The 2,336-nt window shown below is 66.6% G+C and carries 2 protein-coding genes; both read left to right on the plus strand.

The genetic code is table 11. The annotated features are described in order from the left end of the window. Positions 1-112: 112 nt before the first annotated feature. On the plus strand, positions 113-1,438 hold the full coding sequence (locus VF536_RS13240; RefSeq protein ID WP_331615318.1) for a phage portal protein: 1,326 nt from the start codon (positions 113-115) through the stop codon (positions 1,436-1,438). Continuing rightward, positions 1,371-2,228 (plus strand): head maturation protease, ClpP-related, encoded by an 858-nt coding sequence (locus VF536_RS13245; protein ID WP_331615319.1) that lies wholly within the window; start codon positions 1,371-1,373, stop codon positions 2,226-2,228. Before VF536_RS13240 ends, VF536_RS13245 begins: the two co-directional genes overlap by 68 nt. Positions 2,229-2,336: the final 108 nt, after the last annotated feature.

Below are 2,336 nucleotides of genomic sequence, written 5' to 3' on the forward strand. Positions count from 1 at the left end.
GCGCGATGGTCGGCGCCGAGCTCGAGGCGCCGGTGCTTCCTCAAGTGATCAACCTGGGCTTCTGACGATGGCGCACGCGTTCAACCTCCAGCAGCGCGAGATGCCCTCGCGCGTGCTCAGCCAGTTCCTGGCCGGGCGGCCCGGCGCGGCGCAGCGCGCGGGCGTGAAGGCGCTGCGCGAGAACTCCGTTGCCAGCAACCTGTCGCTGGACGACCTGACGAAGCTGTTGGGTTCCTACGGGATGTCGAAGGCCGGCGTGCCGGTCACGGAAGAGACCGCGATGCGCGTGTCGGCGGTGTACGCCTGCGTCGACCGTATCGTGGGCGCCATCGCGACGCTTCCGCTCGGCATCTACGAGCGCGCCGGAGAGGCGCGCAAGCCGGTCGAGCACGACTACCACTGGATGCTCAACGAGCGCGCCAACGAAGACATGTCCGCGGCGGATGCCTGGAGCCAGCTGGTCGCCAACAAGCTTTTCGGTGGCGACGGCTACGCCGAGCTCCTGCGGCCGTCGATGTCGAGCGCGCGGGTCATCGGGTGGAAGCCTCACCACTGGAGCCGGGTGACGCCGTTCCGCGACCACAAGTCCAAGCGCAAGTACTTCCGCGTGCTGCCCGACACGGGTGGCCCGGCATACGTGCTCGACCAGGCCGACATGGTCCAGCTCACAAGCCTGGGATACGACGGGCTCACGAGTCCGAGCCCGATCACCTACGCGGCGCGCGAGGCGATCGGCACCGCCTTGGCTCAGCAGGACTTCGCGGGCCGGTTCTTCAGCGAGGGCGCAGTCTTCGACTACGCCTTGCAGACGGACCAGGGGATGAATGGCGAGCAGGTGAAGGACCTGCGGGAGCAGTTGCTGTCGCGGGTCTCCGGATCTCGCGCGCCGCTGATCCTCGCCGGCGGGCTCAAGCCGGCCCAGCTGACTATCAATCCGAAGGATGCGGAGATCCTCGGGACCCGCCTGTTCAGCGTCGAGGAAATCTGCCGGATCTTCGGTGTGCCGCCCTACCTGGTCGGGCATACCGAAAAGAACTCCAGCTGGGGTACCGGCATGGAGTCTCAGGGCGCGAACTTCAAGCGGTACACGCTGCTGAAGCACCTGGTGCAGATCGCACAGGAGCTCAACCACAAGCTCTGGCCGACACGGCAGCGGTACTTCGTCCAGCACGTCACGGCCGAGCTGGAGCGCGGTGACTTCAAGAGTCGGATGGAGGGCTATCGCACGGCGCTGGGGCGTGCCGGCGAGCGGCCCATCATGACGACGAACGAGGTGCGTCGTGCAGAGAACCTGCCGCCGGCGCCGGGCGGCGATTCGCTTGAGCCGCTGGCCGCGGCTGGCAATGCGACTGGCGACTCCAAGACGAACGATGGCCCTACGGCTGACGACGACACGACCAACCCTGGAGAACAGAATGCGAAGCCCTCTGCCGAATAACCGTCTGGCGCAGCTGCTCGCCGACAACCGCCAGGCGCAAGGCCGGCGGTTCGAAGTCAAGGCCGTCGACGGCAACGCCGATGAAGTCGAGATCTTCATCTACGAGCCCATCGTCTCGTCCGATCTGGAGGCGGAGTGGTGGGGCGGCGTGTCGCCGAATGCCTTCGTGAAGGCGCTGCGCGGCATCACCGCGTCGACCATTCATCTGCGCATCAACAGCCCCGGAGGGGACGTGTTCGGCGCGAGGGCCATCGAGACGGCCCTGCGCGAGCACAAGGCGCACCTCATCGTGCACATCGACGGACTGGCCGCTTCCGCGGCTACCTTCATCGCCATGGCGGGCGACGAGATCGTGATCAGCCCGGGCGCGATGTTCATGATCCACAAGGCGTGGACGCTGACCTGGGGTAATGCCGACGACCTCGCCAAGACCGTCGCTCTCCTGCAGAAGGTGGACGACACGCTGGGCGACACCTACGCCGCGCGATCCGGGCAGGACAAGGCCCAGATCCTGGAATGGATGTCCGCCGAAACGTGGTTCACGGGGGAGGAGGCGGTCGAACACGGCTTCGTCGATCGTCTCGCCGGTGAGAAGGAAAAGGACGGCGCCCCTGAGAACCAGGCGACCTGGAACCTGAGCGCCTTTCTGGCGCGTGCCACCCGGGCCGCTGCTGTGCAGACGTCTGCACAGGCTGCGCCGCCGGTGGCTACCGATCCGCCGCAGGAGGACATCCATCGCAATCGCCAGCAGCAGCGCCTGCGCGCGCTGAAGCTGACCCCCATCGTTTAGCGCTCTCGCGCACGACGAAGTCAGGCCGCCTCCGGGCGGCCTTTTTCATGCCTCATCGAAAGGACTCACCATGAGCAAACTCGCTCAACTGCGCGAGCAACGCGACGT

The sequence above is a fragment of the Roseateles sp. genome (assembly GCF_036486225.1).
In the GTDB taxonomy this organism is placed as follows: Bacteria; Pseudomonadota; Gammaproteobacteria; order Burkholderiales; family Burkholderiaceae_C; genus Roseateles.

Bases quoted from the DNA above. Each gene is read 5' to 3' on its own strand.
- VF536_RS13245 (WP_331615319.1), top strand. From the start codon at position 1,371: ATGGCCCTACGGCTGACGACGACACGACCAACCCTGGAGAACAGAATG.